Raw genomic sequence first — 25,460 nt, forward strand, 5'->3', positions numbered from 1 at the left:
GCCGTGCGGCCGGGAAAGAGGCGATCATGACCACCACGCGCACCACGGTCTTGGAGGTCGGTGGCCTGCACTGGGCCACCTCCGAGCCCGTCATCGAAAAGACGCTGCTGGGTCGCCCCGGTGTGCTCGCCGTCGAGGCCAGCGCCGCCTCCCAGAGCGCGACGGTCACCTACGACCCGGACACCACGTCGGTGGCCCAGCTGGTGGGCTGGGTCAACGACTGCGGCTACCACTGCGCCGGGCAGTCCGTGCCAGATCATGTGTGCCACCCGATGGCCGAACCGGCCCCCAGCGACACCCACGATGCGCACGCTGGGCACGACGCCCATGAGGGACATGGTGAGCACGGCAGCCACGTCGGGCACCAGCCGCCCGCCGGGAACGACTCGCACGCGGGTCACGGGGACGGTGAGGAGGGGGACCGCTCCGCGCAGGCGGTGATGGGCCACGGCGGGCACCACGGCGGCGCGTCGATGGAGGACATGACCCGCGACATGCGCAACAGGTTCCTGGTCGCGCTGGTCCTGTCGATCCCCATCACGATCTGGTCCCCGCTCGGGCGTGAGGTCCTGGGACTGGACCCGCCGCTGGCGTTCGGGCTGCGCGACGACGTCTTCACCCTCATCCTGTCGCTGCCGGTGGTCTTCTACTCGGCGTGGATCTTCTTCGACGGCGCCTATCGGGCACTGCGGGCCAAGACGCTGGACATGATGGTCCTGGTGGCGGTCGCCGTGGGCGCGGGGTGGCTCTACAGCCTGGTTGTCACCCTCACCGGCGGTGGTGAGGTCTTCTACGAGGCGGTCACCGTGCTGACCACGTTCGTGCTCCTGGGGCACTGGCTGGAGATGCGGGCCCGGGGCGGGGCGAACGATGCGGTGCGCACGCTGCTGCAGCTGGCCCCCTCCCAGGCCGTGGTGATCCGGGAGGGCCAGCCGGTGGAGGTGCCCACGGCCGAGGTCGTCGTTGGTGACCTGCTGCTGGTGCGGCCGGGGTCGAAGATCCCCACCGACGCGGTCGTGGAGGAGGGGGAGTCCGAGGTCGATGAGTCGATGGTCACCGGGGAGTCCATGCCGGTGGAGAAGGCACCCGGCGCGCAGGTGATCGGCGCGTCGATCAACACCACCGGCACCTTGCGGGCCCGGGCGACGAAGGTCGGGGCGGACACCGCGCTGGCGCAGATCGTGAAGATGGTCCAAGAAGCACAGAACTCCAAGGCCCCCGGTCAGCGCCTGGCCGACCGGGCCGCGTTCTGGCTGGTGTTCGTCGCCCTCATCGGCGGCACCCTGACGTTCACCGTGTGGATGCTCGCCGGTGCCGGGGTGCCGATGGCGATGTTGTTCGCGATCACCGTGGTGGTCATCACCTGCCCCGACGCCCTGGGTCTGGCCACTCCGATGGCGATCATGGTCGGCACCGGGTTGGGTGCCCAGCGGGGCGTGCTGTTCAAGAACGCCACGGCCCTGGAGGGCACGGCGAAGATCGACACGGTGGTGATGGACAAGACCGGCACGCTGACCAAGGGCGAACCGGAGGTCACCGACGTCATCGCGGCCGGCATGAGCGAGCAGCAGATGCTGGCCCTGGTCGCCGCCGTCGAACGTGAGTCTGAGCACCCGCTGGCCCGGGCCATCGACAGCCATGCCGCTGCGCGCGGCGTGCCGGTGCTGCGGGTGAGTGAGTTCCTCAACGTTCCGGGGCACGGCGCCACCGCCACGGTGGACGGCCGCCGGGTCCTGGTCGGCAACCTGCGCCTCATGACCGCGGAGAACGTCGACCTCGGTGACCTGGCCGAGCGGCGCGACGAGCTGGCCGCCTCCGGGCGCACCGCGGTGCTGGTCGCCGTGGACGGGCGCGCGGTGGGTGTCATCGCGCTCGCCGACGCGGCCCGGGACACGGCCGCGGCGGCGGTCGCGGCCCTGCACGAGTCCGGGATCGAGGTCGCCATGCTCACCGGCGACAACGAGGCCACCGCCCGGCGCATCGCCGAGCAGCTCGGTATCGACACGGTCATCGCCGAGGTCCTGCCCGGGGACAAGGCCCAGAAAGTCACCGAGCTGCAGCAGGCCGGCAAGACGGTGGCGATGGTCGGGGACGGCGTCAACGACGCCCCGGCCCTCGCCCAGGCCGACATCGGCATCGCGATCGGGGCCGGGACGGACGTGGCGATCGAGACCGCGGACATCGTCCTGATGCGCTCCGACCCGCTGGACGTCTCCGTCGCGCTGCGCATCGGCCGGGGCACGGTACGCAAGGAGCGGCAGAACCTGGGCTGGGCGGTCGGGTACAACGCCATCGCGCTGCCCATCGCGGCGGGGGTGTTCTACCCCGCCTTCGGTCTGATGCTGCGCCCGGAGATCGCGGCGCTGACGATGTCCGGTTCCACGGTCATCGTCACGCTCAACGCCCTGCTGCTCAAGCGGCTCAAGCTGCCCGCCCAACAGGTCCCCGGCGCACCCCAGCACGCTCTTCCTGAGCCGACCTCACCGGCCCCAGCCGGGACCCGCTGACGGGCTCGGCGTGGACGTCCCTGTCGCCACCACCGCTGCGGCCGCTTCGCCGGCCGCAGCGGTGGTCCGGCGACCGCGGCCGTTGCGGATGCTGTGGATCACCGCGGCCTGGGGGGCGTGCTTCGTCGTGATCCAGTGGGGCCTGCGTGACGCCCCGCTGCTGTGGTACGCCGCGCTGCGTGCCGGCGTGGCCGGCGCCGCCCTGCTCGCCCTGGGAGCCTCCCAGCAGCGCCCGGCCCCCCGCGGCGCACGTGCCTGGGCACTGATCGCGGTCCTGGGTCTGGTCAACGTCACGCTCGCCTTCGCCACCATGTTCGCCGGGGTCGCCGGCGGTGCGACCGGCACCGCCGCGGTGCTGGCCAACGCCCAACCCCTGTTGATCCTGCTGCCCGCCTGGTTGCTCTACGGTGAGCGGCTCTCCCCCCGGACGGTGGCGGCCCTGGTGGTCGGCTTCGCCGGCCTCGTCCTGGTCGCCGGGCCCGGCGGCGGGGGCAGCGGCGCCGCGCTGTCGCTGGTCTCGGCGGTGGCCGTGACCGCCGGCACCCTGCTCTCCCGCCGCCTGGGCGGGCTGGACCTGGTTACGGCCACCGGCTGGCACCTGCTCCTCGGCGGGGTGGCCCTGGCCGTCCTTGCCGCGGCCGTGGAGGGCGCACCGGTGATCACCTGGACCCCCCGCTTCGTCCTGTCACTGGCGTTCCTGGCGCTGGTGGGCACCGCGGCGACGACGGTGGCGTGGTTCGCCGAGGCCCGCCGCAGCCGCCTGGACACCCTGACCACCTGGACCTTCCTCACCCCCGTCCTGGGTATCGCCTTGGCTGCTGTCCTGCTCGGTGAACGCCCGGGTGGGTGGACCGCCGCCGGGCTCCTTGCCGTGCTGGTCGCCATGTGGATCAGCCTGCGACCACCACGCCGCACCGCCCCCGCGCAGACCACCGGCCCCGACAGAAGGGGGCGTCGTCCCGGGCCTGACCCCGGCCGCATCCGGTAGTCACCAGTTGGCCACCGCACCGGGCTCGCCGACCGAAGGAGAACCGTGACACACCCGACGACCCACCCCAGCCCGTCCCCGGCGGCGCTGGCCCCCACCGGGGCGGTCCCCCCGCAGGAGGCGGTGATCTTCGACCTGGACGGGGTGGTGACCGACACCGCCACCCTGCACGCCCAGGCGTGGCGGCGCCTCTTCGAGGAGGTGCTCACCGACCCACGTGCTGGCGGACCCGGCGCTCACGCCCCGTTCGACGAGGTGGGCGACTACCGCCGCTACGTCGATGGGCGTTCCCGCCAGGACGGGGTGGCCGACTTCCTCACCGCCCGCGGCATCGACCTGCCGGCAGGAACACCGCAGGATCCGGCCGGGTCCTGGACGGTGCACGGGCTGGCCGCCCGGAAGAACGACCTCTACCTGGACCTGCTCACCACGTACGGCACCAAGGCCTTTCCCGGCACCGTGGACCTGGTCGACCGGCTGCGGGCCGGTGGGGTGCCGGTCGCGCTGGTCACCGCCAGCCGCAACACCGGCGCGTTGCTGGGGGCCGTTGGCCTGGAGGGGGCGTTCGACGTGGTCGTGGACGGGGAGCGTGCCGCCGAGCTGGGCCTGCCCGGCAAGCCCGACCCGGCGACGTTCCTCACCGCGGCCGCCGAGCTGGGCGTGGACCCGGCCCGGGTCGCGGTGGTGGAGGACGCCGTCGCCGGTGTCCGGGCGGCCCGCGCCGGGGGGTTCGGCCTGGTCGCGGGCGTGGCCCGGGCCGGGCAGCGGGCCGAGCTGGAGGCCGCCGGTGCCCACCTGGTGGTCCAGGACGTCGCCCAGCTGGACCTGGGTGCGCTGCGCGCCGACCCGTGGACGCTCACCTACGAGGGCTTCGACCCCGCCCACGAGGGTCACCGTGAGGCGCTGACCACCCTGGGTAACGGCTACCTCGGCACCCGGGGCGCGGCCCCGGAGCGGGCCGCCGACGGGGTGCACTATCCCGGCACCTACCTGGCCGGTGTCTACAACCGGCTCGCCTCGCAGGTCCATGGCCGACAGGTGGAGGACGAGCACCTGGTCAACGCCCCCAACTGGCTGGTCCTCGACCTCGCCGCCGAGGACCCGCAACCGTGGTGGTCCGCCGGCGGCCTCAGCGTGTCCGGGGAGCGGCGTGAGCTGGACCTGCGCCGCGGTGTGCTCACCCGCACCGCGGTGCTCACCGACCCGGCCGGGCGGCGGCTGCGGCTGCGGCAGCGGCGCCTGGTCTCCATGACCCGCCCGCACCTGGCGGCGCTGGAGACGACCGTGGTCCCCGACGGCTGGAGCGGGATCGTGCGGGTGCGTTCCGGCATCGACGCGGGAGTGGTCAACGCCAATGTCGCCGAGTACGCCGCGCTGGCCGACCGTCACCTGCGCACCACCGGCGCCGAGAACCCCGGGCCGGGCACCCTTGTGGTGGAGGTGGAGACCGTCCAGAGCCAGGTCCGCATCGCCACGGCGACCCGGACCACCGTCAACGGACTCACCCCGGACGCTGACGTCGAGTCCGACAAGGAGCTCCACTCCCTGGTGCTCGAGGTACCGGTCACGGATGGTGAGCCGGTCACCATCGACAAGGTTGTCGCCATGTACACGTCCAGGGACGCGGCGATCGCCTCGCCCCGGCTGGCGGCCCTGGGCGAGCTGGCCGACGCCCCGCGAGGCTTCGACGGCCTCCTCACCGGGCACGTGGCGGCGTGGGAACGGCTGTGGGACCGCTTCGCAATAGAGCTGACAGCCGACACCCAGACCCGGCTCGTGCTCAACCTGCACGTCTTCCACCTGCTGCAGACCCTGTCCCCCCACACCGCCGAGCTGGACGCCGGCGTGCCCGCCCGCGGCCTGCACGGAGAGGGCTACCGCGGGCACGTGTTCTGGGACGAGCTGTTCGTCCTGCCGGTGCTCACCACCCACCTGCCACAGGTCAGCCGCGGACTGCTGGACTACCGCTGGCGTCGCCTGGACACCGCCCGCCGCGCCGCCACACAGGCGGGCCTGTCCGGGGCGATGTTCCCCTGGCAGTCCGGCAGCGACGGGCGGGAGGAAACCCCCGAGATGCTGTTCAACACCCGCTCCGGACGGTGGATGCCGGACAACTCCCACCGCCAGCGCCACGTCGGCCTCGCCATCGCCTACAACGCCTGGGAGTACTACCAGGCCACCGGCGACCTCGGCTGGCTCGCCCGGCGCGGCGCGGACCTGATCATCGAGGTCGCCCGGTTCTTCACCGCCCTGGCCACGCACGACCCCGATACCGACCGCTTCCACATCAGCGGTGTGATGGGGCCCGATGAGTACCACGACGGCTACCCCGACGCCCCGGGCCAAGGCCTGCTCGACAACGCCTACACCAACGTCCTGGCCGCGTGGGTATGCCGGCGGGCACGGGACGTCCTTCGCGCCGTGGCAGGTCATGAGTGCGACGACCTGCACGCCCGCCTCGGCGTCGCTCCCGAGGAGCCCGCCACCTGGGAGCACCTCAGCCGCCGCCTGACCGTGCCGTTCCTGCCCGACGGCCTCATCGCCCAGTTCGCCGGCTATGACGACCTCGCCGAGCTGGACTGGGACCACTACCGACGCACCTACGGCAACATCGGGCGCCTGGACCTGATCCTGGAGGCCGAAGGCGACGCGACCAACCGGTACAAGCTCGCCAAACAGGCCGACGTCCTCATGCTCATCTACCTGCTGGGACCCGACGGGCTGCTGAGCATGCTCGAGCGCCTCGGCTACCCCACCACCCGCCAGACGCTGACACGGACCGTGGACTACTACCTCGCGCGCACCGCGCACGGCTCCACCCTCAGCCGAGTCGTGCACGCCTCGGTGCTGGCCCGCCTGGACCCCGCCCGCGGGTGGGCCACCTTCCGGGAGGCCCTGGCCGCTGACCTGGACGACACCCAGGGTGGCACCACCCAAGAGGGCATCCACCTGGGCGCCATGGCCGGCACCATCGACATCGTCATCCGCTCCTTCGCCGGCCTGCGCACCGAGGACTCCACCGTTGTCCTGGACCCCGCACTACCGGCCGGACTACCCGCCCTACGCTTCCGCGTCCAGCACCGCGGCCAACGCCTCCGCATCGTCCTCGATGACACCCACCTCACCGTCGCCGCCGAGCCGTGCGCGGCCAACCCGCACATCCGTCTGCGAGTCGGGGAGCACGAAACCCTCCTCCCGGCCGGCACCACCCGGCACTTCTGCGGGGTCCCGGGCGTGGTAGTGCCCCGGTTGTCCGGAGCATGTGAATAGCTGGGGCGTTGTGTGGCCGGGCAGCGGACGGGCTCGATCACCACCAACACCACCCCGGTGCCCGAGCCGCGTGCGCCACCGCTGCGCGATGGCGCGTGTCGCCTCAACGGTCAGCGTGCCCGGCGCTCGAGCATCCACCCGTGCGGGGCCGTGAGACGCTCAGCCTCCTGCGGCCCCCACGAGCCGACCGGATAAGGCAACGGGGATGGGCGCTGGGCGCCCTGCACCGGCGCGAAGGCGGTGAAGGCCGCCCGCAGGCAATGGGAGGTGGTGAACAGCGAACGGTCCCCGACCAGGACATCGAGGAGCAAGGAGGCATAGGCAGAGACCGGCTCCCCGCCGGGCACCTCGGCCAAATCGAGCTCGGTGTGCGCGAAACTCAACCCCCGGTCCGGTCCCGGGGTGTTGACGGTGACACCGACAGCAAAGGCCCCGGGACCACTGAAGTCGATCTCGATCGTGTTGCGCCCAGTGACCGCCGCGCCCAACGGACCCTGCGGCGGGCGCATGATCAGGGTGATTCGCTGGGCCTTACGAGCCATACGCTTGCCGGTGCGCAGCACGAACGGGACGCCCCGCCACCGCTCGGTGTCGATCCACAGCCGGGCAGCGACAAACGTGTCCTGCCGGGAACCAGCCGCCACCCCGGCGATATCGGTATAGCCCTCGAACTGCCCCAACACGACGTCCCTGACCGGGTCCAGTGGCCGGAACGCCCCGATGACCGCATCCCGCGCGGCCACGATCGACTCCGGGTCCTCCACGTCCACCGGCGGCTCCATCGCCACCTGGCTGGCCACGTGGAACAGGTGGGTGACCAACATGTCCAGGGCCGCGCCGGTGGCGTCGTAGAACACGGCCCGCTGGGCGACGTCGAGGTCCTCGGGCACATCGATCTGCACCTGCTCGATCCCGTCGGCGTCCCATTGCGAACCGAACAGCCGGTTCGCGAAGCGCAACGCGTAGATCGCCTGCACTGCCTGCTTGCCGAGGAAATGGTCGATGCGGAAGACCTGCTCCTCGGTGAGCACCCTCTTCACCAGCGCGTCCAGCGACTCAAAGTCCGCCAGCGACCTGCCGTAGGGTTTCTCGAACACCACCCGGGCACCCGCCGCCAGGCCATGGCGTCCCAACCCCCGGGTGATCACCGGATACGCCGCCGGTGGCACCGCCAGAAAGTGCACGACCAACGGCTCACCGCCGCCCTCGGCCGCCAGCTCACGCCGCGCCCGGGCGAGAACCTCGGGTAGTGCACCGGGATCGGCATCGGTGAACCCCCCACCCGCGTAACGGACCCGCCGGCACACCTCCTCCCAGTCCTCGGGCATACCCAGCTCGCTGCCCAGGAGGGAGTCCCTCAGCCGGGCCCGGAAGGCCTCGTCATCCCCCCGGTCTGTGGCACAGCCGATCAAGCGCCACCGTTGCGGCAGCAAACCGCGCTCGTGCAGCTCCACCAGGGCCGGCATCACCATGCGGTGGGCCAGGTCACCGGTGGCACCGAACAGGACCACGACCACAGACAGGGGGGTTCGGGTCGTGCTCCCGGACGATGATGACGACTGAACCGCCCCGGGTTCCATGGAGGCTCTCAGTCCACGGAGGATGAGAGCTATGAGCGCACCGAGGAAGTACCCCGACGAGCTGCGTGAGCGGGCCGTGCGGCTGGTGCTCGAAGCGAAGAAGGATCCCGAGTCACGTGTGGGGGCGTGTCGGCGGGTGGGAGAGCAGCTCGGGATCAACCCCGAGACGCTGCGTGGCTGGGTTGCCCAGGCTGAGGTCGATGCCGGGGACCGGCCGGGCACCACGACCAGTGATGCCCAGCGGTTGGCCGAGCTGGAACGGGAGAATCGCGAGCTGCGGCGGGCGAACGCGATCCTCAAGAGCGCCTCGGCTTTCTTCGCGGCGGAGCTCGACCGCCCACATCGGTGATCGTGAAGTACATCGACGAGCACAAGGAGGAGTTCGGGGTCGAGCCGATCTGCACCCAGTTGCAGGTCGCCCCGAGCACCTACTACGCCGCGAAGAAGCGCTCACCCTCGGCCCGGGCGGTGGCCGACGCCGAGCTCGGTGAGGTCATCAGTGCCGAGCACGCGGCCAACTACGGGGTCTACGGCGCGCGGAAGATGTGGAAGCACCTGAACCGGATCGGCCGGCCGGTGGCGCGCTGCACGGTCGAACGCCTGATGCGTAACGCCGGCCTGCAGGGCGCGGTCCGCGGCAGGACGCGGCGCACCACGATCCCGGCGAAGGACGGGATACGGGCCGGTGACCTGGTCAACCGCGACTTCACCGCAAGTGCACCGAACCAGCTGTGGGTCGCGGACTTCACCTACGTCGCGACCTGGGCCGGGTTCGTCTACGTCGCGTTCACCATCGACGTGTTCTCCCGGATGATCGTGGGCTGGAAAGCCTCCACCACGATGCGCGCCGACCTGGTCACCGACACGGTGAACATGGCGGCCTGGTCCCGCGGGCGCGCCGGGGTCACCGACCTTGCCGGGCTCATTCACCACAACGACGCCGGCTCGCAGTACACCTCCATCGCCTTCACCGAGCGGCTCGCCGAGCTCGGTGTCCAGCCCTCGATCGGGACCGTGGGTGACGCCTACGACAACGCCCTGGCCGAGTCCACCATCGGCCTGTTCAAGACCGAGCTCATCCGCCGCCGCGGCCCCTGGCGCAACCTCGAGGACGTCGAGATCGCCACCCTGGAGTACGTCGACTGGTTCAACAACAGCCGCCTGCACTCCGAGCTCGGTGACATTCCACCCGCCGAGCACGAGGCCAACCACTACCGTCAGAACCCCGTCACCACGACGGCCGAAACCAGAGAACCGAGCCGCCACTAAACCCGGGGCGGTTCAGACCCCAAGGTGGACCTCCGTCGCAGATGCCGGTGAGGACCGCTCAGGCTGCGGTGGTGTACGCGTGAGGGTTGGCGTCGAACAGCTCGGCGCAGTGCGCGCAGCAGAAGTAGTAGCGCTCGCCCTCGAAGTCCCGGATGAGCCCGCTCGCCTCCGCCTGGGACTTCACCTGCGCGGTGCCCGTCACCGCGCAGGTCACCAGCTCGTCACCCGGGCCGGCGACGACGCCGTGGTGATCGTGCGTGTGCTCATGGCCCCCGCCGCCACAACACCCGCCGCCATGATCCTCCCGACCGTGCTCCATCACGTTCCTCCTGCTCCCTCATCCCTACCTGGAACGGCGATCTTCCGCCCGTCACGTGGGCGGTCCCTCACCGTGAACGACACCCCGACTCTACCCCCAGGGGGTACAGGCAGGGTGCGTGGACATTCGCCAGAGAGAATTATTTTCATCGAAACTTCACAACCAAGGTTTTGTTGTCCTGTGTGAGGGCCGCCTCCCGACTTAGGCGCCCAAGGAAACAAGCCGCCCGCATAACGTCGGGGACGTTGAAGTTTTGGTCAAGTATGACCGGTAAGCCTTGTCCGGTGTTGGCACTGGGTGAAACCCTGGACACACAGGTAATTCGAGCGTGGGGACGCCAATTTCCTGCGCTCCAGGCTGGAGGGAAGAGGACAATGTCGACGCACACACGCAGCCGAGCCCCGGGGACCAAACCGATGTTCGCCGAGGACATCGTCACCCGTGCCGGTGCCCGGGCGGCCCTCGCCGCCGGCCGGTTGCTGATCGGCTGGATATTTCTCTGGGCTTTCATCGACAAACTCTTCGGATTGGGGTTCTCCACCCCACCGGAGGGGGCGTGGATCCGTGGGGGCACCCCCGCTCAGGGGTACCTCAGCGGGATCGAGGACCCCCTCGCCGGCATCTTCCAGCCGCTGTTCCTCAATCCCTTCGGGGACTGGCTGTTCATGATCGGGCTGGCCGGCCTTGGTCTCGCCCTCATGCTCGGGGTGGGCCTGAAGATCGCCGCCGTCACCGGCACCCTGCTCCTGGGGCTCATGTGGCTGTCGCAGTTTCCGCCACTGGTCGGCGGAACCAACCCGATCACCACGTCTCACTGGGTTGAGGCCGCACTGGTGATCATCTCGGCACTCACCCTGGCCGGTGATACCTGGGGGCTGGGGCGCTGGTGGGCCGGCAAGGTCGGTAACGGCTGGCTGCGTTGAGCCCGTAGCATCGCCAGAGCTCCAGTGCCGGGGGACCCGGGGAAGCCGTCGCGGTCGGCTTCTGCTGGAACTTGCCGGCGGCCTTGGTCCAGATGGACGAGGTGTTGGGCAGGTCTCCCTGTCGCCGCGTAGTTTCACGGTGACAGCTCACCCAAGGCTGCACTGGAGATCCACACCGATGCCGAGCTGACCACCACGCCCCTGGTCTGGCTATAGCAGGACCAGGGCGTGGTGGACATCAGCGAGCTCCCGTAGCGCCTCACGCTCACGCACACAGGCGAGTCCCCACAACCGCACGACAGCACCACGCGCAGGCAGCCGTCAGTCGCCACCGCCCGCAACGACCCCGCCTCACTGTCCGGTGACGACGCTGACGGGCGCCGTCCGGCCCTCCCCCGCGTGAGCCTCGGTGACGATCGCTGGGCGCCGACTGCCAAGACCCCCGGCGCGGTGGCCCCGGCCACGACGGCTCAGCGCGCCGGCAGCCACCCCCACCGTTGCCAGGACCCAGACGGCTCCGGCCGGCACGGCGCCGAGCCGGGCAGCCGGGGTCAGGGACGTGCGCAGCGGGAGCGTCGCAGCTATCTCCTCCGCCGTGAACAGCCCCGTGCGCTCAACAACGCTCCCATCGGGCAGGATGATGCCGCTGACACCGACCGTGGAGACCTGGACCGTCGCCCGCCCGTGCTCCACCGCACGAAAGCGTGACATCGCCAGCTGCTGGGTCGACTCCTGGGAGTACCCGAAGGAGGCGTTGTTCGTCGGGATGATGATGAGCTCCCCACCCCCCACCACGCCCTCACGGATCAGTCCGGCGTAGGCGACCTCGAAGCAGATCCCCACCGCCGCATCGACCTCACGGGAGAGCCGCTCGATCGGGATGGGCATGAGCCCCGGGCCCTGCCCCGCGGCCATGTCCGTCGAAACCCGGTCCACCAGCGGGGTGATCCGCCGGAAAAGGTCCCGGTAGGGCATGTACTCCCCGAAGGGAACCGGGTGCTGCTTGGCGTAGGCGCCGCCAACCGCCCCCCCTTCCTGCCACAGCACCAACTCGTTGTAACGGACGTCCTGACCGGCGGGAAACCGCTGCGTGCCGAGCAGCACCGGGGCGCCCGCCGCTCTGGCGGCCGCGTCGACCAGTGCCGCCTGCCCGGCGTCGGTGCGCGGGTCGATGTCCGCGGCACTCTCCGGCCACAGCACCAGGTCCAGCTCGTCCCCCACGTCCTCGACCAGCCTGCGCGTGCCCCGGGTGTGGTTCGCCGTGACCTCCCGGGCCTGCACCGCCCACTCGGCCCCCCGCTGGGGCACATTGCCCTGGACGGCGCCCACCCGAAGAGTCCCCACCTCCGCCTGGTCATCCAGCGGCAGCAGCCACGGCACCAGAGCCAGGACCAGCCCCGCGCCGGCGGCACCCACCGCCACGACAGCTCGGGACCGGCCCGCCCACACCCACGTCAGCAGCGCGCCGATGAACACCACCCCGGCTGAGACGAGGACCTCCCCACCGTAGGGAGCCAGCCGCACCAGCGGGGCGTCGGTCTGGGAGAAGGCCAGCATCCCCCACGGGAAGCCACCAAACGGCCACGAGGCGCGCAGCTGCTCGACGGCGACCCAGATGACGGTCGCCAGGCACGCCTGAACTACCGGGCGAGACTCCACCCACACTGCCCGCCGGGCCACCGCCCACGCGGCGGCGAAGCCCGCGATGTACAGCGCCTGCAGCATGCTCAACGCAATCCATGGCAGGACTGAACCGGTCGCGTGCACGACCCAGTACACGTGCGGGAGGAAGAACGCCATACCCCACACCAGTCCGGTTGCCCCGGCCTGCACCATCCGCGTGCGGCGCAACGCGAGCAGCAGCAGCGCGACGCCCACGTAGGCCAGCGGCCACCACCCACGATCGGGAAAGGCCAGGTTGGTCAACACCCCGCCGGCAGCGGCCATCACCCACGGCAGACCCATACGCGAGATGGCCGGGGCTGGCGCGTTTCCGGGTGACCGCGCGAACGACGTCACGGCCACACTCACACCACCCGCAGCCTCAGCAGGCACCCGCAGCCCTCGGCGGCCGCGTCTGGCGTGCACGCTGCCCATCAGCGCGAGGACTGCACCAGTCAGTGCCTGTGTCCACGGTCAGTGTGGCCGTGCGGGAGTACATCGTCCAGGGGAGGCGCTTCCTGTGAGCCGCGCCGATCTCCGTGCCCGCCATGGCCACCGAACATCATCATGACCATCATCACCGGGCAGGCGAGCACGGCCGCGTATAGGAGCGCGTCCCCTGCCGGTACACCAAAGACTCGCAGGGCGAGGAACAGTCCACCCATGAGCAGGACCATTCCCTTGAGATGACCGCTGCCGCTGTGGTTCACCGTCACTCCTTCTCAATAATGCCGCACGGTGCGGTAGAGGAAGCCGCACAGTCCCGGGGCCTTCCCTCATTCTCTGACGCTGACCTCAAGGCCGGGTCTGGGTTCTATTGCGCTTTGGTGAAGCCACTGACCCAGCGGCACATCACCGTGCGTTGAGGGCGCAGCCGGTCTCCCGGGTGTTTATGCCGGTGGCGTGGAGTACGCGAACCGTGGCGACGTCTGCCAGATGGTGGAGATCTCTGGTGAGGAGGTGGCGGCGCGCGTGTCGGATGGGGCCGACCCTCGCACGGCTGTGGGCGCGGGGGCGCAGCCGCCTACTCGTTGTCACCGCCGGTGTCGTACTGGGGGCCGCCGGCGAGGGTCCCGGTCTCCCCGACGTCGGGCCACTGCCACTCGGCGACCTCGGGGATGTCCACGCCGTGCTCGCGGGTGTAGCGGCGGGCGGCCAGGCGGGCGTCGGACATCCGTTGGCGCAGGCCGGCGTACCGGGCCCCGAGGCCCGGCACCCGGTCGATGACGTCCATGACGAGGTGGTAGCGGTCCAGGTCGTTGAGCATGACCATGTCGAAGGGCGTGGTCGTCGTGCCCTTCTCCTTGTAGCCGCGCACGTGGAGGTTGGCGTGGTTGGTGCGGCGGTAGGTGAGCCGGTGGATGAGCCAGGGGTAGCCGTGGTAGGCGAAGATCACCTTCTTGCTCGTGGTGAAGATCGCGTCGAACTCCGAGTCGGGCAGTCCGTGCGGGTGTTCCTTGGGGTCCTGCAGCCGCATGAGGTCCACGACGTTGACCACCCGCACCCGCAGCTCCGGCAGGTGGCGGCGCAGGAGGTCGGCGGCGGCGAGCACCTCCAGGGTGGGGATGTCCCCGGCGCACACGAGCACGACGTCCGGTTCGCTGCCGGCCTCCTCGGTGCCGGCCCAGTCCCAGATGCCCAGGCCGCGGTGGCAGTGGTCCAGCGCCTGATCCATGGTGAGGAAGTCCGGCCCGGGCTGCTTGCCGGCGACCACGACGTTGACGTACTGGCGGGTGCGCAGCACGTGGTCGTAGGTCGCCAGGAGGGTGTTGGTGTCCGGGGGCAGGTAGACGCGCACGAGGTCGGCGCCCTTGTTGACGACGTGGTCGATGAACCCGGGGTCCTGGTGGGAGAAGCCGTTGTGGTCCTGGCGCCACACGTGCGAGCTGAGCAGGTAGTTCAGCGAGGCGATGGGGCGTCGCCAGGGCAGCTCGCCGGTGACCTTGAGCCACTTGAGGTGCTGGTTGACCATCGAGTCGACGATGTGGATGAAGGCCTCGTAGGAGGTGAACATCCCGTGGCGGCCGGTGAGGAGGTAGCCCTCGAGCCAGCCCTGGCACTGGTGCTCGGAGAGGATCTCCACCACCTGGCCGGCGCGGGCGAGGTTCTCTGCGCGGTCGGTGTCCCGCAGGTCGGCGTTCCACTGCTTGGCGGTGACGTCGTAGACGGCCTGGAGCCGGTTGGAGGCGACCTCGTCCGGCCCGAAGAGCCGGAAGTTGTCCGGGTTGAGCCGCATGACCTCGGTGAGCCACCTGCCCAGCTCGCGGGTGGACTCGGTGATCGAGGCGCCGGGGACGGTGACGTCGACGGCGTAGTCGCGCACGTCCGGCATGCGCAGGTCGCGCAGCAGCAGGCCTCCGTTGGTGTGGGGGTTGTCACTGAGCCGCAGGTGGCCCTCGGGGGCCAGCGCGGCGACGTCCTCGACCAGTCGGCCTCTGTCATCGAACAGCTCCTCGGGGCGGTAGCTGCGCAGCCACTGCTCGAGGGTGGCCAGGTGCTCGGGGGTGTCGCGGGCGCTGGCCAGCGGCACCTGGTGGGAGCGCCAGGAGCCCTCCGTGCGCTGCCCGTCGACCTCCTTCGGGCCGGTCCAGCCCTTGGGGGTGCGCAGCACGAGCATCGGCCAGCGGGGACGCTCGACCGCCTCGGCGTCCAGCCCGGCGGCCTGCTCCTTGATGGCGGCGATCTCGTCGAGCACCTCGTCCAGCAGGGCGGCGAACCGGGCGTGGATCGAGAGAGGATCCTCGTCGTCGAAACCGGCGATGAACACGTACGGGCGATGCCCGTAGCCGCGCATGAGGTCGGTGAGCTCGTCCTCGTCGATGCGGGCCAGCACGGTGGGGTTGGCGATCTTGTAGCCGTTGAGGTGCAGGATCGGCAGCACGACGCCGTCGGTCTTCGGGTTGACGAACTTGTTCGCGTGCCAGCTCGCGGCCAGCGGTCCGGTCTCGGCCTCGCCGTCGCCGACGACGGCGAGGACGAGCAGGTCGGGGTTGTCGAAGGCCGCGCCGTAGGCGTGGGACAGCGCGTAGCCCAGCTCCCCGCCCTCGTGGATGGAGCCGGGCACCTCGGGCGCGACGTGGGAGGGGATGCCGCCGGGGAAGGAGAACTGGCGAAACAGCCGGCGCATGCCCTCGCTGTCCTGGGTGACGTCGGAGTAGATCTCGGAGTAGGTGCCCTCGAGGTAGCCGTTGGCCACGGGACCGGGACCGCCGTGACCGGGGCCGGCGATGTAGATCGCGGACTGCTCACGCTCCTGGATCACCCGGTTGGCGTGGGCGGAGATGAAGTTGAGGCCCGGGGTGGTGCCCCAGTGGCCCAGCAGCCGCGGCTTGATGTGGTCCGGGTGCAAGGGCTCGTGTAGCAGCGGGTTGTCCAGCAGGTAGATCTGCCCCACCGACAGGTAGTTCGCGGCCCGCCACCAGGCGTCGATCCGCGCGATCGTGGCGTCGTCCGGGCCCTGCTCGCTGCGGCGGCGCCAGGTGGTGGGGGAAGCAGTTGCGCTAGTCATGGTTCAGCACGTCTCCTGTGTCGTGGATCCCCGGCAAGTGGCACGCTGGTCTACCTCACCATGGCCCACATCGACCCTTTCTCGCCTCCTACTTTGGTCTCGGTGCCTCCGATTGCCGTGTCTGCCCGCTGTGATCCATCCGCCCGCCGTTGTGTCGCGTGATCGTCGAGCCCACGGGAGAGGTCGCCATCGTGCCGACGATGTCCGTTCTTGAAGCCTTGCTCTGCCGCAGCGGCCCGTGGCGGTGCTTGTCACGGCGGATCCTGCCGTGGAGCACGCAGGGGTTCCCTCTGGCGGGTGACGTACTCGAGATCGGCGGCGGCAGTGGTGCCATCGCCGCGCACCTCGGTCGCACCAACCGGCAGATACGTCTCACCGTGACCGACCTGGACCCCCTCATGGTCCGTGGCGCCCGGCAGCGTTTGAAGGATCTTCCGCACGTCGTGACGCGCCAGGCCGATGCCACACGACTGCCGTACGGGGATGGTTCCTTCGACGCGGTGACGAGCTTCCTCATGCTCCACCACGTGATCGACTGGGAAGGCGCGGTCAGCGAGGCGTCTCGCGTCCTGCGGCCCGGGGGGATGTTCCTGGGATACGACTTGGTCGCCTCCCGCGTGGCATCGCTGGTGCACCTGGTCGACCGTTCCCCACACCGACTCATCGAGCGCGGAACACTGGAGCCCGTCCTGGCGCAGGCCGGCCTCCAGGCCGTCACCGTGCAGTACACGCTGCGCGGTCTTGTTCTACGCTTCGCCGCCCGCAAACCGTGCCCCCCACGGTCCGGTGACCTCGCCATCGGGGCGACCTAACCGGGGCAGGGGCCAGGTCAGGTGGTGAACGGGAATGTGCATGGCGCGGTGACGGTGCGCTGGACGCATGCGCGCGACGCCGGCACCGACCTGTGGTAGGTCGGTGCCGGCGTCACACCGCGGGATCTGCGGGTCGGGTGCCTGGCACCGGACGGCCCGATGATTGTGGAGGCCGCGCGGTTGAGTCAGTGGCGGTGCGCTGGGGCCATGTCCTCACGTCGCCCAGCGGCCTCTGCGTCACCGGCGGAGGGCACCTTGGGGGCGCCGTGCGCGGCGGCGGTGCTGGCCTCGGGGCTGAGGTCCAGGCGGCGCAGCAGCTGGGCGTTGAGCGCCACCACGATGGTGGACAGGGACATCAGGATGGCCCCCACCGACATCGGCAGGATGAACCCGATCGGTGCCAACACCCCGGCGGCCAGGGGGACGGCGGCGATGTTGTAGCCCGCGGCCCACCACAGGTTCTGCTTCATCTTCCGGTAGCTCGCGCGCGAGAGCTGGATCACCGAGAGCACCGAGCGGGGGTCGTCCGATACCAGGATGACCCCGGCCGAGCCGATGGCCACGTCGGTGCCGGCGCCGATGGCTATCCCCACGTCGGCCTGGGCCAACGCCGGGGCGTCGTTGACGCCGTCCCCGACCATGGCCACGGTGCGGCCCTGGTGCTGCAGCTCAAGGACCTTGTCGCTCTTGTCCTCCGGCCGGACCTGGGCGAAGACCTGGTCGATGCCCAGGTCGGCGGCCACCGTACGGGCCACCGGCTCGGCGTCACCGGTGATCATCACGACCCGGATGCCCAGCTGGTGCAGTGCCTCGACCGCCTGGCGGGACTCCTCACGGATCTCATCGGCCAGTGCCACGGCCCCGGCCACCTTCCCGTCGATCAGGACGTGCAGGACGGTAGCCCCGGCCTCCGACCACGGTGTGCTTGCCCGCAACGGCTCAGCGGAGTGCTGGGTGAGCAGGGCCGGGCCACCAACCTGGACCTCGTGGCCCTCGACGGTGGCGCGCACCCCCACCGCGGTCGCGGCACGGAAGTCGGTGGCCGGCGGCACCTGCAGTCCCCGGTCCTCGGCCGCCGCCACGATGGCGCGCGCCAGCGGGTGCTCGCTCTCGGCCTCGGCGGCCGCCGCCAGCCGCAGCAGGTCGCCGGCCTCATACCCATCGGTGGTGGTGATGTCGGTGAGCGCGGGCTCACCCTTGGTCAGCGTGCCGGTCTTGTCGAAGAGCACGGTGTCCACCACGCGCATGCGCTCCATCGCGGCGCGGTCCTTGATCAGCACTCCGCCGCGGGCGGCGCGCTCGGTGGAGATGGACACGACCAGCGGGATGGCCAGGCCCAGGGCGTGGGGGCAGGCGATGACCAAGACGGTGATGGCCCGCACGAGCGCACTCTCGGGCACCCCCAGCCACACCCACACGACCGTGGTGATGACCGCGGCGATCACCGCGTACCAGAACAGCCAGCCGGCGGCCTTGTCCGCCAGGAGCTGGGCCCGGCTGGTGGAGGCCTGAGCCTCGGCGACCAGCCGCTGGATACCGGCCAGCGCGGTGTCCTCGCCAACCGCCGACACCCGCACCCGTAGCGCGTTGTCGGTGGCCACGGTACCGGCCACGACGTGGTCTCCGACGCTGCGCAGCACCGGCTTGGACTCACCGGTGATCATCGACTCATCCACGTCGGCGCCGCCGTCGACGACCTCACCGTCGGCCGGCACCCGGCCGCCCGGACGGACGATGACGACATCACCGAGGCGAAGGTCTGCCGGGGCGACGGTGACGACCTGATCGCCCTCCACCCGCTCGGCCTCGTCGGGCAGGAGCGCGGCCAGGGAGTCCAGCGCGGAGGTGGTCTGGGCCAAGGAGCGCATCTCCAGCCAGTGCCCCAGCAGCATGATGACCACCAGCAGGGCCATCTCCCACCAGAAGTCCACCTCGTGGGAGAAGATCCCCAAGCTGGCGCCGAGCGAGGCGATGAACGCGGCGGTGATCGCCATCGCGATCAGGAGCATCATCCCTGGCTTACGGGTGCGCAGCTCCTCGACGGCGCCGGTGAGGAAGGGGCGCCCACCCCAGATGTAGATCACGGTCCCGAGGACCGGGGAGACCCACTCGACACCTGGTACGTCGGGCAGGGTGTAGCCCAGGAAGTCGGCGAACATGCCGTTGAGCAGCACGGTGGGAACCGCCAGGGCCAGCATGATCCAGAACAGGCGCCGGAACATCGCCACATGATCCCCATGTCCCCCGTGGCCGCCATGGGCGTCATGTCCCTCGTGGCCGGCATGGGAGTGGTCGTGACCGGAGTGGGACGCATCTTGCCCGTGGTGACCTGCGGCGGTCAGTGGGTCGGTGACCTGCCCGGTCTTCGTCGGCATCGCCTGCCCGTGGGTGGTCTGACTCCCGTGACCATCGTGGTGGGCGGTGTGGTGGTCGGCGCGACCGCCTCCACCTGGCTTGGTCCCCTCGTGCCCGTGATGGTGCTCTGGCGTACTCATAGCTTCCCCTCGTCGACACTCTACATTCATACCCCTACAGGGTATCTCTGTTGGGTGCAAGGGGGCGGGGTGGCCTTTCATTCCCGATCCGGGCCACTCGGTGACTGATCTTCATAGGTTCTTCATGAGAGGTCGATCGATTGGCATGGTCAGACGGTCGATGCTTTCGGTGGTGATCCGACACCCGCTGAGAAAGAGGATTTCGTGACAGCACAAGAGAGCCCGACCAAGGTGACCGTGGTTCAGGCGCCTGCGTGCCACTACTGTGAGGACGCCGCTGCGGCTCTTGCCGAGCTCAGCGCGAGGTTCGCGTTGACCGTGCGGATGGTCGACCGCGACTCGGCCGAGGGGCGGGACCTGATCGCCCGCCACCGCCCGCCCATGGCGCCGCTCGTCCTGGTCGAGGGGGAGTTCTTCAGCAGCGGACGCCTCCCCCGGCGGCGGCTGGAGAAGCTGCTCCAGCTGCGCGCGGCCGCGGCGTGAGAAGGGACCCGGGCCGTGGGAAGTGAGCTCCTGACCACCGGCAGCGTGCTGGCCGCCTTCTTCGCCGGCGGCGTGGCCCTGTTCGCACCGTGCTGCATCGTCTTCCTCGCCCCCAGCTACCTGGCCGGGGCGGTGAAGAACCGCCGGTGGCGGATCCTGCCCCTGACGTTCGTCTTCGCCGCCGGCCTGGCCCTGGTGCTGGTCCCCATCACCCTGGGCGTCAGCATGCTGTCCGGGGCCATCAACCAGTACCACACCCAGCTCTACTGGGCCGGGGGCCTGCTGATGATCGCGCTGGCCGGGCTGTCCCTCTCGGGCACCATGTGGTCCCTGCCCCGCTTCCTGCGTGCCCCGGACACCAGCCGCGGGGACGGCGCCAGCTTCTTCGCCCTCGGTGTCTTCTCCGGGATCGCCTCCAGCTGCTGCGCCCCCGTCCTGGCCGGCGTCATGACCCTGTCGGTGCTCTCCGGGTCCGCCGCCGGGGGCGTGGCCCTGGGCCTGGCGTTCGTCTTCGGGATGGTCTTCCCCCTCTTCGTCATGGCCCTGATCTGGGACAAGGCCCGCCTCGGGGACCGCCGCCTCTTCCAAGCACGGCTCATCAAGATCCGCCTCGGTGCACGCACCCTGGTCACCAACACCGTCAACCTCGCCGTCGCGATCGCCTTCGCCGTCATGGGCATCTGGGTCATCACCCTGGCCGGCAACGCCGAGATGACCGGCGGCGGGGCGGTGCAAAGCACGATCGGTGACTGGCTCGCCACCACGCTGAGCCGGCTGCAGGACTGGCTCAGCCCCGTGCCCGAGCCCCTCCTCGGCGCGGGCCTGCTCGCCCTGGCGGGCGTGTTCGTGCTCTTCACCCTGCGCGACCGACGCACCCGGACCCACCCGGCCACTCCCGATGCGGAGACCCCCGCCGAGACGCCCGCCTGCCACGCGAGCCACGACACCGAAGGACTACCCCGATGACCAGCTCCACCCTCCACCCCAGCGCCAAGGACCGGGTCCGCCAGAAGCACGCCGAGGAGAAGGCCCGGGCCCAAGCAGCCGCAAGCAAGGCCCGCCGCCGGCGGATCCTGGGGGTCTGCGCGCTCCTGGTGGTGGTCGCGGCCGCCGTCTACGCCCTGGCCACCTCCGGAACGGCGAGCTCGGAGGAGACGCGCCGCGCCCCGGACTTCACCCTGCCCACCACGGCCGGGACCACCGTGACCCTGTCCGAGCTCCGCGGGGAGCCGGTCATCCTGTACTTCAACGAGGGCGCCGGCTGTGCCTCGTGCACCGTGCAGATGGCCGAGATCGAGAAGGAGCCGGGCTTCGCCGAGGCCGGCATCACCGTCCTGCCCATCGTCATGAACACCGCAGAACAGATCCGCCCCGACATGCAGCGCTACGGCGCCACCACCCCCTACCTGCTGGACGACGGCACCGTCTCGCAGGCCTACGGCACCCTGGGGACCGGCATGCACCCCGGGGTCCCCGGACACGGGTTCGTCCTCATCGACGCCGAGGGCAACCAGGTCTGGCAGGGCGAGTACCCCTCGATGTGGCTCGAGCCTGCCGAGCTCCTCAAGGAGGCCACCTCGCGCCTGGACTGATGACCACCGCCGGGGGACCGCCGGGTGGCACGAAGTTCTTTCCCGTCCGCGGCGGTACTTTCCTAGGGTGCCGGGCCGCTCGCGCGTGGAGCTTCATCGAAGATTGACAAGGTGTTCACCTGAGCCGATTGCTTGCGGTGCCAGCCTGACGGGATGGACGTCCCACTGTTGGCCAGGACGCTGGTCTCTCGCGGGGCGTGGCGCGGGCGGGACGGGTGGACCCCGGAGCGATTGGCCGCTCACCAGCGACAGGCGCTGAAGTCCTTGAGACGACACGCGTATGGGCGCTCACCGTTCTACCGGCGACACCACGCGGGCTTCCTGAACGCGCCGCTGGCCGAGCTGCCCCCGGTCACCAAGGCCGACCTGATGGAGGCCTTCGATGACGCGGTCACCGTCCCCGGGCTGCACATTGCCGAGATCGAGGATCACCTGCGCGATCTGACGGACCACGGCGGTGATCCGGGAAGGCCGTGGCGCGGACGCTGGTGGGCCGCGGCGACGGCCGGCACCACCGGGCGGCGCGGCGTGTTCGTGTGGGACCGCGCCGAGTGGTCCGCCGTCCTGGCGTCATACGCCCGCGCGAACGACTGGGCCGGAGTGCACCTGGGGATCGGTGACCCGCTGCGGATGGCGGTGGTGAGCTCCCGGGCACCGACCCATCAGTCCGCGGTCGTCGGCGCCTCTCTTCACTCACGGCTGGTGCCCACGCTGCGGGCCGACGCGGGCGCACCCATAGCCGACACCGTCACGGCGCTCAACGCCTTCGCTCCCCGCCTGCTCGTCGGGTACGCCTCCGCCCTGCGCGAGCTGGCGGCCGAGCAGGCCGCTGGCCGGCTGCACATCCATCCGCAGGCCGTCATGTCCGCCTCCGAAGTGCTCACCGCGACCACGGCGCGCACCTTGGCCGCCGCGTGGGGGACTGAGCCCTTCGACGTCTATGCCGCCACAGAGACCGCCGGGATTGCCTCCCCGTGCCAGTTCCACCGTCGCCACCTCTACGAGGACCTGGTGATCTGCGAGGTCGTCGACGACACCGGTGCACCGGTCCCCGCGGGCACCACCGGATCGAGACTGCTGGTCACCGTGCTCTTCTCCCGGACCCTGCCCCTCATCCGGTACGAGCTCAGCGACCGGGTGGTCCTCGACCCCGCTAGCTGCCCGTGCGCACGGCCGTTCCGGACCCTGGCGGGCATCGAGGGCCGCCAAGAGGAGGTTCTCATGCTCCCCGGAGCCCGGGCCGCGGTCCGGGTCCACCCCAACGTCCTGCACGAAGCCTTCGACACCCTGCCGGTCACCGGCTGGCAGGTCCTCCAGGAACCGGAGGGCCTACTCCGCGTGCTGGTGACCAGTGCGCTGAACGTCGACACGGCCCGGATCACGGCCGTTCTCCGGGAGTCACTGGCGCGGATGGGCGTCACCGCCCTCACGCTGCGCGTCCAGCAGGTCAACGCCCTCCCCCGGACCGCCTTGGGCAAGACCCCCCTGGTCCGGGCACTCTCACCGTCGGACGGACCGTCGCCCGCGCCGAGCTCTCCGTGAAGGGCCGCGCCACGGAGGGCGCCGAGACGGTGAAGGCACAGCAGACTGGCGCACCGTGGACGGGCCCGCTGGTCGGCTCGAGCGTCTACCCGGTCACTCGGCGGGCACCGGAAGCCAGGTCTGGCCGCCGTCGCCGCTGCGGTAGACCCGGACCGCGAACGCGGCGAGGTGCGTCTGATCGTCGCGTGCGGTGACCACCTCCGAGATGCCGTTCTCCGGGCCCGCGGGCACCCATCCCCCTCCCTCGCGCGGCCACCACAGCCGCCCGCCGGGCCCACCCCGGCCGACGTCGTGTCAGCCCCACCGGCGCCGGTGGGCGCCTGATCCCTACGCCGCCGAGAGAGTCCGATGCTGGGGAGGGCTGCCGTGCGACGGCGTGCGCGTCTGCGCCGCCCGGACCTATCGGTCCTGGTCGGTGCCCAGCATCTCTGACCGGCCCTCAAGCAGGCCAGCGACGTCGACGCCGGCCTCGACCAGCACCGGCAGGAGCACCGTCTCTTCCTTCTCCATCCGCAAGACGAAGAGCATCACCAGTGCCCGGGCCGACAGGGCGGCATCCAGACCCGTAGCGGCCTGATCGATGTGCTCGACCAGGCTGAGCAGCGACTTGTGGTCCAGCTCGAGTGCGGCCACCAGGGCATGTGCGCCAACGCCGCGCGCGACGTTGTACAGCACCAGCTCCTCGGTCTGCAGGTGCGCAAAGACCTCCCCGCGCAGGAAATCCACCAGCGCGCGGCGCGGCTGCTCGTGGTCGTGCCCGGCCGCGACCGCGTTGACCAGGGCGGCCTCCCGTGCGGCGAGCCCCGACCACAGGTCCGCGTGGTGGTGATGCGCCGCCGACGGTACTGGACCGCTGCCGCGATCATGGCTGGCGTCCCGCTCCGGCTGACTCATACCAGTATTCACCAGCATCGCTGTGAAGAATGCAAGGGCAGTGCGCCCGCACGGACCTGCCCGAACCGCCCAAGGCCGGGTCGCCGGCGACCCCGGCGCATGCGTGCAACGCGTCGCCGGACATTGCGTCGTTCCCTCTCGGACCGCCCTCTCCCCGCCCGCCGGTCCTGACGCGTCTCCAGCGCCCGGCTCAGGCAGGCGTCGATGACAGGGCACTGCCGGCACGCCACCTTCGCCTCCTCGACCCGTGCCAGCGCGGGCCGGGCATCACCAACGGGAAAAGAACAGCTCGGGATCCTCATGTGGGCAGGCTGCCGGGTGACGCCAGTCCAATGACCACTTCCGCTCCGCATCTTCCGGCCGCGCCGGGCCGAGCTTGGCACCATCGGCCGAACCGCGTTTCTCCAAGTCGTACTAGTATCTACTCGGAGGGATGTGCAGGCCGCCTCCCCCGGCCGACAAGGAGAATCCGTGACCTACGTGATCGCCGCCCCGTGTATCGACGTGCTGGACCGGGCCTGTGTCGAGGAGTGTCCGGTGGACTGCATCTACGAGGGCGAACGGTCCTTGTACATCCAGCCCGATGAGTGCGTGGACTGCGGCGCCTGTGAGCCGGTCTGCCCGGTCGAGGCGATCTACTACGAGGACGACCTGCCCGGGAAGTTCGAACCGTTCCTGGCCGACAACATCCGCTTCTTCGACCAGGCCCTACCAGGCCACAGCGAGCCGATCGGCTCCCCGGGAGGGGCCGCGAAGCTCGGCGCCCTCGGCGCGGACACTGAGCTGGTCGCCTCCCACCCCCCTCAGGCAGCACCGGCACCTTGACCACGGCGCCCGCCGACCACGAGGCACCAGGTCACACAGTGGGGTGCGCTGCACCACCGACGGTCAAATGGGCCTCGCAGCCAGCCGGACGGGCGAAAGGGATGAGACGCGCCGCGCTGACAGGCACGCTCAGCTTCTCCAGGATCCCGCGCATCAAGCCCAGGTGTACCGAGCAGACGACGTCTTGATGGGTCTGAGCGACCTCCAGGAACGGACAGTGGCGCTGCAGAATGATGGGGTGCCCATCGTCATCGTCGGCGCAGACCTCGGGAGCGAAACCGAGCTCGTCCAGGGTGGCGGTCAGCTCGGCGATCCCAGCACCGTTCGTCGCGGCTTCTGATGCCTCTGCGCGCGACAAGCCCCAGGACCGCCCGGCCTCCACCGCCACGGCGGCTGGATCCTGGTTCGCTCGGGTGACGAGCTGGGCCAGCACCTCAGCGAGCCGGCCGAAGTCCCGCCGCCCCTGCTCGGCATTGGGAACCGGGTTGGCGACATAGGCGAGCGGCGGGCGCCCAGGTTCCCCGCTGCGCCGCACATGGCGCGAGACCAGCCCATCGCTCTCAAGTCGTTCCAGATGGAAACGCACCGTGTTGGGATGCAGACCGGTGCGCTCGGCGACCTGCTGCACATGGCACCCCGCCGGTGAGTTGCGGAGCACCTCCAGGACACGCAGGCGCGAGGCAGTACGCGCGCGCTCCGCGCCTATGCTCGCCGGACCCTGACTCACCCCAGCCATGATCTCATCACCGGCGACGCACCGGCCTCGTCGCGCCTGGCGGCCAGCTCCTCAA

At 70.5% G+C, this 25,460-nt stretch carries 21 protein-coding genes and 1 other annotated feature; of the genes, 11 read left to right on the top strand and 10 right to left on the bottom strand.

Annotation, left to right across the window (positions count from 1 at the left end; all coding sequences use genetic code 11):
- Window positions 1-26: 26 nt before the first annotated feature.
- The 3 genes from AA0005_RS16780 to AA0005_RS16790 all read left to right on the top strand — a co-directional run bounded on the left by AA0005_RS16780 (window position 27) and on the right by AA0005_RS16790 (window position 6,765).
- Window positions 27-2,507 carry a heavy metal translocating P-type ATPase gene (locus AA0005_RS16780; protein WP_413451239.1) on the top strand — a complete coding sequence of 827 codons (2,481 nt, stop codon included), beginning with the start codon at window positions 27-29 and terminating at the stop codon, window positions 2,505-2,507.
- Between the two features lie 88 nt (window positions 2,508-2,595).
- Window positions 2,596-3,495, top strand: coding sequence for a DMT family transporter (locus AA0005_RS16785; protein WP_413451240.1), 900 nt, complete (start codon window positions 2,596-2,598; stop codon window positions 3,493-3,495).
- A gap of 45 nt (window positions 3,496-3,540) precedes the next feature.
- Window positions 3,541-6,765 carry a beta-phosphoglucomutase family hydrolase gene (locus tag AA0005_RS16790; protein WP_413451241.1) on the top strand — a complete coding sequence of 1,075 codons (3,225 nt, stop codon included), beginning with the start codon at window positions 3,541-3,543 and terminating at the stop codon, window positions 6,763-6,765.
- Window positions 6,766-6,875: 110 nt separating this feature from the next.
- On the opposite strand, the gene AA0005_RS16795 is transcribed toward AA0005_RS16790, so the two are convergent.
- Complete coding sequence (locus AA0005_RS16795) at window positions 6,876-8,276, bottom strand: glucose-6-phosphate dehydrogenase (RefSeq protein ID WP_413451242.1); 1,401 nt, start codon at window positions 8,274-8,276, stop codon at window positions 6,876-6,878.
- Window positions 8,277-8,376: 100 nt separating this feature from the next.
- Here AA0005_RS16795 and AA0005_RS16800 point away from each other — a divergent pair.
- Window positions 8,377-9,614 (top strand): IS3 family transposase gene (locus tag AA0005_RS16800; RefSeq protein WP_413451243.1). Its coding sequence is split into 2 segments (ribosomal slippage): window positions 8,377-8,656 and window positions 8,656-9,614, totalling 1,239 coding nucleotides; the frame shifts between segments, so codons are not numbered across the junction.
- Window positions 8,655-8,768 (top strand) — a sequence feature (AL1L pseudoknot). It overlaps the preceding gene by 114 nt.
- Window positions 9,615-9,672: 58 nt before the next feature.
- On the opposite strand, the gene AA0005_RS16805 is transcribed toward AA0005_RS16800, so the two are convergent.
- Window positions 9,673-9,933 (bottom strand): YHS domain-containing protein, encoded by a 261-nt coding sequence (locus AA0005_RS16805; protein ID WP_413451244.1) that lies wholly within the window; start codon window positions 9,931-9,933, stop codon window positions 9,673-9,675.
- Window positions 9,934-10,349: 416 nt separating this feature from the next.
- Between AA0005_RS16805 and AA0005_RS16810 the strand changes: the two genes are divergently transcribed.
- Complete coding sequence (locus AA0005_RS16810) at window positions 10,350-10,856, top strand: DoxX family protein (RefSeq protein WP_413451245.1); 507 nt, start codon at window positions 10,350-10,352, stop codon at window positions 10,854-10,856.
- A 351-nt stretch (window positions 10,857-11,207) separates the two neighbouring features.
- Here AA0005_RS16810 and lnt read toward each other — a convergent pair whose 3' ends face one another.
- From lnt to AA0005_RS16825, 3 genes are all read right to left on the bottom strand, one after another.
- Window positions 11,208-12,821, bottom strand: coding sequence for an apolipoprotein N-acyltransferase (gene lnt, locus AA0005_RS16815; protein WP_413451246.1), 1,614 nt, complete (start codon window positions 12,819-12,821; stop codon window positions 11,208-11,210).
- 152 nt (window positions 12,822-12,973) lie between these two features.
- Window positions 12,974-13,195 carry a DUF2933 domain-containing protein gene (locus AA0005_RS16820; protein WP_413453119.1) on the bottom strand — a complete coding sequence of 74 codons (222 nt, stop codon included), beginning with the start codon at window positions 13,193-13,195 and terminating at the stop codon, window positions 12,974-12,976.
- Between the two features lie 347 nt (window positions 13,196-13,542).
- Window positions 13,543-16,026: a phosphoketolase gene (locus tag AA0005_RS16825; RefSeq protein ID WP_413451247.1), complete on the bottom strand. Its 2,484-nt coding sequence runs from the start codon at window positions 16,024-16,026 to the stop codon at window positions 13,543-13,545.
- A gap of 158 nt (window positions 16,027-16,184) precedes the next feature.
- Here AA0005_RS16825 and AA0005_RS16830 point away from each other — a divergent pair, with 158 nt between their 5' ends.
- Complete coding sequence (locus AA0005_RS16830; protein WP_413451248.1) at window positions 16,185-16,838, top strand: class I SAM-dependent methyltransferase; 654 nt, start codon at window positions 16,185-16,187, stop codon at window positions 16,836-16,838.
- A 185-nt stretch (window positions 16,839-17,023) separates the two neighbouring features.
- Here the strand turns inward: AA0005_RS16830 and AA0005_RS16835 are convergent, their stop codons facing one another.
- Window positions 17,024-19,333, bottom strand: a complete 2,310-nt coding sequence (locus AA0005_RS16835) for a heavy metal translocating P-type ATPase (protein ID WP_413451249.1) — start codon at window positions 19,331-19,333, stop codon at window positions 17,024-17,026.
- A gap of 237 nt (window positions 19,334-19,570) precedes the next feature.
- Here AA0005_RS16835 and AA0005_RS16840 point away from each other — a divergent pair, with 237 nt between their 5' ends.
- The 4 genes from AA0005_RS16840 to AA0005_RS16855 all read left to right on the top strand — a co-directional run bounded on the left by AA0005_RS16840 (window position 19,571) and on the right by AA0005_RS16855 (window position 22,950).
- Entirely contained in the window at window positions 19,571-19,816 is a 246-nt protein-coding gene (locus tag AA0005_RS16840; protein WP_413451250.1) for a glutaredoxin, read from the top strand.
- 15 nt (window positions 19,817-19,831) lie between these two features.
- Window positions 19,832-20,782: a cytochrome c biogenesis CcdA family protein gene (locus AA0005_RS16845; RefSeq protein ID WP_413451251.1), complete on the top strand. Its 951-nt coding sequence runs from the start codon at window positions 19,832-19,834 to the stop codon at window positions 20,780-20,782.
- Entirely contained in the window at window positions 20,779-21,408 is a 630-nt protein-coding gene (locus AA0005_RS16850; RefSeq protein WP_413451252.1) for a peroxiredoxin family protein, read from the top strand. The genes AA0005_RS16845 and AA0005_RS16850 overlap by 4 nt, the downstream gene beginning before the upstream one ends.
- Before the next feature lie 153 nt (window positions 21,409-21,561).
- Entirely contained in the window at window positions 21,562-22,950 is a 1,389-nt protein-coding gene (locus AA0005_RS16855) for a phenylacetate--CoA ligase family protein (protein WP_413451253.1), read from the top strand.
- A 93-nt stretch (window positions 22,951-23,043) separates the two neighbouring features.
- On the opposite strand, the gene AA0005_RS16860 is transcribed toward AA0005_RS16855, so the two are convergent.
- The 3 genes from AA0005_RS16860 to AA0005_RS16870 form a co-directional block, all read right to left on the bottom strand.
- A complete protein-coding gene (locus AA0005_RS16860) occupies window positions 23,044-23,181 on the bottom strand; it encodes a hypothetical protein (protein WP_413451254.1) in 138 nt (45 codons plus the stop codon).
- A gap of 168 nt (window positions 23,182-23,349) precedes the next feature.
- Window positions 23,350-23,844 carry a hemerythrin domain-containing protein gene (locus AA0005_RS16865; protein WP_413451255.1) on the bottom strand — a complete coding sequence of 165 codons (495 nt, stop codon included), beginning with the start codon at window positions 23,842-23,844 and terminating at the stop codon, window positions 23,350-23,352.
- An 8-nt stretch (window positions 23,845-23,852) separates the two neighbouring features.
- Window positions 23,853-24,230, bottom strand: coding sequence for a WhiB family transcriptional regulator (locus AA0005_RS16870; RefSeq protein WP_413451256.1), 378 nt, complete (start codon window positions 24,228-24,230; stop codon window positions 23,853-23,855).
- An 85-nt stretch (window positions 24,231-24,315) separates the two neighbouring features.
- Here AA0005_RS16870 and fdxA point away from each other — a divergent pair, with 85 nt between their 5' ends.
- Complete coding sequence (gene fdxA / locus AA0005_RS16875) at window positions 24,316-24,669, top strand: ferredoxin (protein ID WP_413451257.1); 354 nt, start codon at window positions 24,316-24,318, stop codon at window positions 24,667-24,669.
- Window positions 24,670-24,700: 31 nt separating this feature from the next.
- Here fdxA and AA0005_RS16880 read toward each other — a convergent pair whose 3' ends face one another.
- Complete coding sequence (locus tag AA0005_RS16880) at window positions 24,701-25,396, bottom strand: helix-turn-helix transcriptional regulator (RefSeq protein WP_413451258.1); 696 nt, start codon at window positions 25,394-25,396, stop codon at window positions 24,701-24,703.
- Window positions 25,397-25,460 lie beyond the last annotated feature (64 nt).

This window comes from Georgenia phoenicis (genome assembly GCF_047302425.1).
Lineage (GTDB): Bacteria > Actinomycetota > Actinomycetes > Actinomycetales > Actinomycetaceae > Oceanitalea.

Coding starts and splice junctions, on each gene's coding strand:
- AA0005_RS16780 (WP_413451239.1), top strand. CDS start 27: ATGACCACCACGCGCACCACGGTCTTGGAGGTCGGTGGCCTGCACTGG.
- AA0005_RS16785 (WP_413451240.1), top strand. CDS start 2,596: ATGCTGTGGATCACCGCGGCCTGGGGGGCGTGCTTCGTCGTGATCCAG.
- AA0005_RS16805 (WP_413451244.1), bottom strand. CDS start 9,933: ATGGAGCACGGTCGGGAGGATCATGGCGGCGGGTGTTGTGGCGGCGGG.
- AA0005_RS16810 (WP_413451245.1), top strand. CDS start 10,350: ATGTTCGCCGAGGACATCGTCACCCGTGCCGGTGCCCGGGCGGCCCTC.
- lnt (WP_413451246.1), bottom strand. CDS start 12,821: ATGGGTCTGCCGTGGGTGATGGCCGCTGCCGGCGGGGTGTTGACCAAC.
- AA0005_RS16820 (WP_413453119.1), bottom strand. CDS start 13,195: ATGGTCCTGCTCATGGGTGGACTGTTCCTCGCCCTGCGAGTCTTTGGT.
- AA0005_RS16825 (WP_413451247.1), bottom strand. CDS start 16,026: ATGACTAGCGCAACTGCTTCCCCCACCACCTGGCGCCGCCGCAGCGAG.
- AA0005_RS16835 (WP_413451249.1), bottom strand. CDS start 19,333: ATGAGTACGCCAGAGCACCATCACGGGCACGAGGGGACCAAGCCAGGT.
- AA0005_RS16850 (WP_413451252.1), top strand. CDS start 20,779: ATGACCAGCTCCACCCTCCACCCCAGCGCCAAGGACCGGGTCCGCCAG.
- AA0005_RS16855 (WP_413451253.1), top strand. CDS start 21,562: ATGGACGTCCCACTGTTGGCCAGGACGCTGGTCTCTCGCGGGGCGTGG.
- AA0005_RS16865 (WP_413451255.1), bottom strand. CDS start 23,844: ATGAGTCAGCCGGAGCGGGACGCCAGCCATGATCGCGGCAGCGGTCCA.
- AA0005_RS16870 (WP_413451256.1), bottom strand. CDS start 24,230: ATGGTGCCAAGCTCGGCCCGGCGCGGCCGGAAGATGCGGAGCGGAAGT.